Here is a 4,794-nt window from a genome sequence, read left to right as displayed (position 1 = left end):
GGGGGGGGCTTCCGACATTCGCAGCCCGGCGTCCAGCTTCCGCTCCCCTCCCCCGGACGCGGCCTCGCTGAGGATCGCAGCGCGGATCAGTGCCTCGCCGCGAGCTCGCTCCCGGATGCAGGCAGAACAGCCGCGCGGCGAGCCCGCACGAGCATGAGGTACGACAGGCCGGCCAGCGCAGCCGAGACCGTCGTCACGATCCCGAGCGGCAGAATGCTCGACGCACCCGCGATGCCGACGAACGGTGCCGCGATGCCGCCGAACCCGAATCGCGCCACGCCTAGGAGCGACGAAGCCGTTCCCGCCGACTGCGGATGCTCGCTGAGCGCGAGGGTGGTCGCGGGCGGCGAGGCGATGGCCACTCCGCCGGCGAGTGTGAAGAGCGCGGCGAGCACGGCCCACAGTGGCAGCAGCGTCAGACCTGCCAGCAGCAGTCCGAGCGCGCCGGCCGCCGTGACGACGACTCCGACCGCGAGAGTGCCCCTCACGCTCCACCGTTCCGCCGCGCGACCGGCGAGGTAGCCGCACACCATGAACCCGGCGGAGTTCGCACCGAAGGCCGCGGCATACCCCTGCGGTGTGAGCCCGTACACGTCCTGCAGCACGAAGGTCGCACCGGCGAGGTAGGCGAACAGGGCCGCGTACAGGAAGCCCTGATTCAGGACGGCTCCCAGGAAGACCCGGTCGCTCAGCAGAGTACGGAAGTCGTGCAGCGCGTTGCGGAGGCCTCCTGAGCTGCGCTGCTCGACCGGCAACGTCTCCCCGAAGAGGAACACCGTGGCAGCCAGGATCGCGACGCCGGCGATGGCGAGGAAGACGAACAGGCCCCGCCAATCGGTGAAAGCCGTGAGCACGCCACCGAGCAGTGGCCCGATGATCGCCGCCAACGCGCCGACGACCGTGAGGCGCCCGTAGAAGCGGATCAGCTGACCACCCGCGTACACGTCGCGTCCCACGGCATTGGCGATGACGATGCCGACGCCGCCGGCAAGCCCTTGGACCAGGCGAGCGACGATCAGGAACTCGACCGTCGGGCTGAACGCACAGAGGAGCGATGTCACCGCGTACGCGACGATGCCGACCAGCAGGACGCGACGCCGCCCGAGCCGGTCCGACAGCGGTCCCGCCGTCAGCTGTCCGACCGCGAGTCCGATGAGGCACGCCGTGACCGTGAGCTGCGCGACGGAAGTCGCCGAGCCGAGGTCGCGAGTGAGCGCAGGAAGAGCCGGGAGGTAGAGGTCCATCGAGATCGGACCGAACACGGTCAGGACCAGAAGCAGTGCGGGCAGGAGCCGCCGAGAGAGCGCGACAGGTGGTGTCATGGGTTCCAGCGTCCACCGGTCCGCCGAAGGGCGGGAGTCCCGGACGAAGGGTGTACCGACGGGGAACCCGTCGTCACCGCGGGCGGACCGGCGGCCGGAGATCGCGAGGTCGCCGGACCACCCGTGACACCGAGAGGTGCCCTCTCAGGGCGTCCCTTCCCGCGCGCATCGGATCTACGCTGACCTGATGGACAATCGAGCAGAGGTCCGCGAGTTCCTGATGACCCGGCGCGCCCGCGTGACCCCGGAGGCAGCCGGTCTCACCGCCGGGAGCAACCGGCGCGTCGACGGATTGCGTCGAAGTGAGGTCGCGCTCCTCGCCGGAGTCTCCGTCGAGTACTACTCCAAGCTCGAACGCGGTGCCATCGCCGGCGCTTCCTCCTCAGTCCTGGAGGCGGTGTCGCGCGCGCTCCAGCTCAACGACGCCGAGCATGCGCACCTGCTCGACCTCGCTCGCGCCGCAGACGGCATTCCCTCTTCCGGACGCGCTCGACGCCGCACGGCGAAGGCGGGAGCTCCGCGACCCAGCCTGCAGTGGGCGCTGGATTCCGTGACGGAGGCGGTGGCGTTCGTCCGCGACCAGCGGCAGAACCTCATCGCCACGAATGCGCTCGGCCGCGCCTTCTATTCACCGGTGATCGGCGACGGCGGGCGGGTCCCCAACCTGGCCCGATTCCAGTTCCTCGACCCCGCAGCGCGGGAGTTCTACCCCGACTGGGATCTCTTCGCCGAGATGTGCGGCGCCGTCATCCGCGCCGAGGCGGGCCGCGACCCGCACGACAAGGGCATCCAGGACCTCGTCGGCGAGCTCTCCACACGCAGTGAGGCATTCCGCACGCTCTGGGCGGCGCACAACGTGCGCACGCACGGTTCGGGCATCAAGCGCTTCACTCATCCGGTCGTCGGCGAGTTGACCCTCGTCTACGAAGAGCTCGCGCTCACGGCCGAACCGGGCCAGGTGATGCTGATCTACAGCGCTGAGCCCGGCTCACCCTCCGCCGAACGACTCCGACTCCTCGCTTCCTGGGGCGCGGACGCGACCGGGGCTACTCGAGCGGCACACGGATGACGCGGTCGTCGCCGTCGCCGGGTTCGCCGCGACCGTCGGTGTTGTTCGTGAGCACCCACAGCGAACCGTCGGGGGCGACCACGACATCACGAAGCCGTCCGTAGGCGTCGGTGAAGTGCTCGGCGGACGACGAGAGATCACCCAACGGCACCTCACGTAGCCGTTCACCCCGCAGGTTCGCGATGAAGACCGCGCCTTCCGCGATCGCCATGCCGCTCGGACTGGCGACATCCGGCGCCCACTGCTGGACCGGGTCGATGAACTCGTCGCGATCCGCAATGCCTTCGACGACGGGCCATCCGTAGTTCCCGCCGGGTTCGATGACGTTCAGCTCATCCCAGGTGTCCTGCCCGAACTCGCTCGCATACAGCGTCCCGACCTCATCCCACGCCAGCCCCTGCGGGTTGCGGTGACCGAGGCTGTAGACGGGCGATCCCGCGATGGGGTTGTCTGCCGGGACCTTGCCGTCGGGGGTTATGCGGAGGATCTTGCCCGACAGTGACCCCGGATCCTGCGCGCTGTCCCGGTCGCCCGCATCTCCCACCGTCACGTACAGCGTGCCGTCGGGGCCGAACGCGATGCGACCGCCGTTGTGATTCGACGCAGCGGCCAGGCCGTCGAGGATCGTCTCCGGCGCGCCGAGGCCGAGGGAGCCGGGTGCCCCGGTGAGGGGGAAGCGCTGCACGCGGTTCTCGTCCGCGCCGGTGGAGTACGCGTACAGATATCGCTCGTGCACGGCGATTCCGAGCAAGCCGCCTTCGCCACCCGGTTCGACGCCGTCGACCACCGCGACTTCGCGGACATCGCCGTCGTCCGACACCTCGACGATCCGGGCGCTGTCGCGTTCGCTGATCAGCGCCACCCCGTCGTGGAAGGCGATCGACCACGGGGCCGCCAGATTCTCGACGATCGTCGTCTCGGTTCCGGCGGAGACCGATCCCGAAGCGTCGGGAAGCCTCGAGGGCGACGGGGGTGCAGCCGTCGGTGCACACGCCGCAAGAGCGATCGACAGGGCCGACACGACGATCCACGCGATCGGGCCGCGCCGGGACCCGTCCACCATCTCCGCTCCCCTCGCCGCACTGGTCGTCACGGTCGCCTTCGCCGGCAGACGCGAACTCCCGCTTCCTTCGAGACTAGGCGCGTGATCCACGACGCAGAAGAGGTCTTTATCTGACAACTGTCAGATAGACTGGGGGCATGGATGCGAGGTCGCGACGTTCACGGGAGAGCCTCCGTCATGCGGTGCTCGAACTCGCCGGAGCGATGCCGGTCGCCGATGTCACCGTCTCCGCGATCTGTGCAGCGGCGGGTGTCACCAGAGACACCTTCTACCGGCACGCGGAGAGTCCGGTGCAGCTTCTCGCCGACGCGCTTTCCGCCGAGATCGACGCCGCCATGGAGATCCTGCCGCAGACCGATGCCATCGGCGATGGTGAACGAGCCCTCCTGGAGCACATCCGCCGACGGGCCTCGGTGTACCGCGGGGCGATGCAGCCCCTGCTGGCCGCCCCCGTCCGCAGCAACCTGGAGGCATCCATCCGTTCCGGCCTGCTGCTGTGGGCCGAGCTGCACTCGGAGATCGTTCCGCCCGTGTTCGCGGCGGACGCGTCCGCGATGCGGATCGCTGTGGCGTACGCCGCTGCGGGCACCGTGGGCGCGATCGAGGAGTGGCTGCGGAGCGACGACGACGACATCGACCGCGCCGTGAGACTGATCCTCGCGGCGTCACCGGAGTGGTGGCTGCGATGACGGCCACCGGACAAGGAGAGAACCAATGAAGGCCGCACTGTTCCACGCCAAGGAAGATCTGCGCATCGAAGACGTCCCCGAGCCCACGCCCGGGCCCGGACAGGTCAAGCTGCGCAACGCGTATGCGGGGATCTGCGGGTCGGACCTCCACGTCTACTACTCCCCCGAGGCCGCCGGACTCGATCTCGACCACCCGCACCCCGTGACGGGTTCGACACTGCCCCAGATCCTCGGCCACGAGTTCTCCGGTACCGTCGTCGAGCTCGGCGAGGGCGTGACGGGCGTCGCGGTGGGCGACCGGGTGGCTGTCTGGCCCATCTACTACTGCGGTGAATGCCCCGCCTGCCGTCGCGGCATGTTCAACGCCTGCCAGAAGATCGGCTTCCACGGGCTCAGCTCCGACGGTGGCGGCATGGCGGAGTTCACGACCGTCGACGCGACGAAGCTGCACTTGCTGCCGGAGAACGTCGATCTGCGCATGGGCGCCCTCGTCGAGCCGATGTCGGTCGCGTGGCATGCGGTCTCCCGCAGTGGCGTCGAGTCGGGCGGTACCGCGCTCATCGCAGGCGCCGGACCGATCGGCATCGGCGTGTGGTTCGCCCTGCGGGCCCGCGGCGTCGAGCGTGTGCTCGTCTCGGAGCCCAGTGCGGA

The 4,794-nt window shown here is 69.5% G+C and carries 5 protein-coding genes; 3 read left to right on the top strand and 2 right to left on the bottom strand.

Annotated elements, in window-relative coordinates; all coding sequences use genetic code 11:
* Window positions 1-86 precede the first annotated feature (86 nt).
* Entirely contained in the window at window positions 87-1,322 is a 1,236-nt protein-coding gene (locus ACNPM4_RS01380) for a multidrug effflux MFS transporter (RefSeq protein ID WP_448984440.1), read from the bottom strand.
* Window positions 1,323-1,509: 187 nt separating this feature from the next.
* Between ACNPM4_RS01380 and ACNPM4_RS01375 the strand changes: the two genes are divergently transcribed.
* Window positions 1,510-2,391, top strand: coding sequence for a helix-turn-helix domain-containing protein (locus tag ACNPM4_RS01375; RefSeq protein WP_448984439.1), 882 nt, complete (start codon window positions 1,510-1,512; stop codon window positions 2,389-2,391).
* On the opposite strand, the gene ACNPM4_RS01370 is transcribed toward ACNPM4_RS01375, so the two are convergent.
* The gene (locus tag ACNPM4_RS01370; RefSeq protein WP_448984445.1) at window positions 2,369-3,454 is read right to left on the bottom strand and encodes a PQQ-dependent sugar dehydrogenase; all 1,086 of its coding nucleotides are present in this window, start codon (window positions 3,452-3,454) and stop codon (window positions 2,369-2,371) included. The genes ACNPM4_RS01375 and ACNPM4_RS01370 overlap by 23 nt on opposite strands.
* A gap of 137 nt (window positions 3,455-3,591) precedes the next feature.
* On the opposite strand from ACNPM4_RS01370, the gene ACNPM4_RS01365 reads away from it, so the two are divergent.
* Window positions 3,592-4,143, top strand: a complete 552-nt coding sequence (locus tag ACNPM4_RS01365; RefSeq protein WP_448984438.1) for a TetR/AcrR family transcriptional regulator — start codon at window positions 3,592-3,594, stop codon at window positions 4,141-4,143.
* A 25-nt stretch (window positions 4,144-4,168) separates the two neighbouring features.
* The coding region (locus ACNPM4_RS01360; RefSeq protein WP_448984437.1) for an alcohol dehydrogenase catalytic domain-containing protein at window positions 4,169-4,794 on the top strand (626 nt) is incomplete at its 3' end.

This window comes from Microbacterium umsixpiens (genome assembly GCF_053543675.1).
Note: the sequence above shows the minus strand (reverse complement) of the source record. Positions and strands in the feature narration are given on the sequence as shown.

Bases quoted from the DNA above. Each gene is read 5' to 3' on its own strand.
- ACNPM4_RS01365 (WP_448984438.1), top strand. From the start codon at position 3,592: ATGGATGCGAGGTCGCGACGTTCACGGGAGAGCCTCCGTCATGCGGTG.
- ACNPM4_RS01380 (WP_448984440.1), bottom strand. From the start codon at position 1,322: ATGACACCACCTGTCGCGCTCTCTCGGCGGCTCCTGCCCGCACTGCTT.
- ACNPM4_RS01375 (WP_448984439.1), top strand. From the start codon at position 1,510: ATGGACAATCGAGCAGAGGTCCGCGAGTTCCTGATGACCCGGCGCGCC.
- ACNPM4_RS01370 (WP_448984445.1), bottom strand. From the start codon at position 3,454: ATGGTGGACGGGTCCCGGCGCGGCCCGATCGCGTGGATCGTCGTGTCG.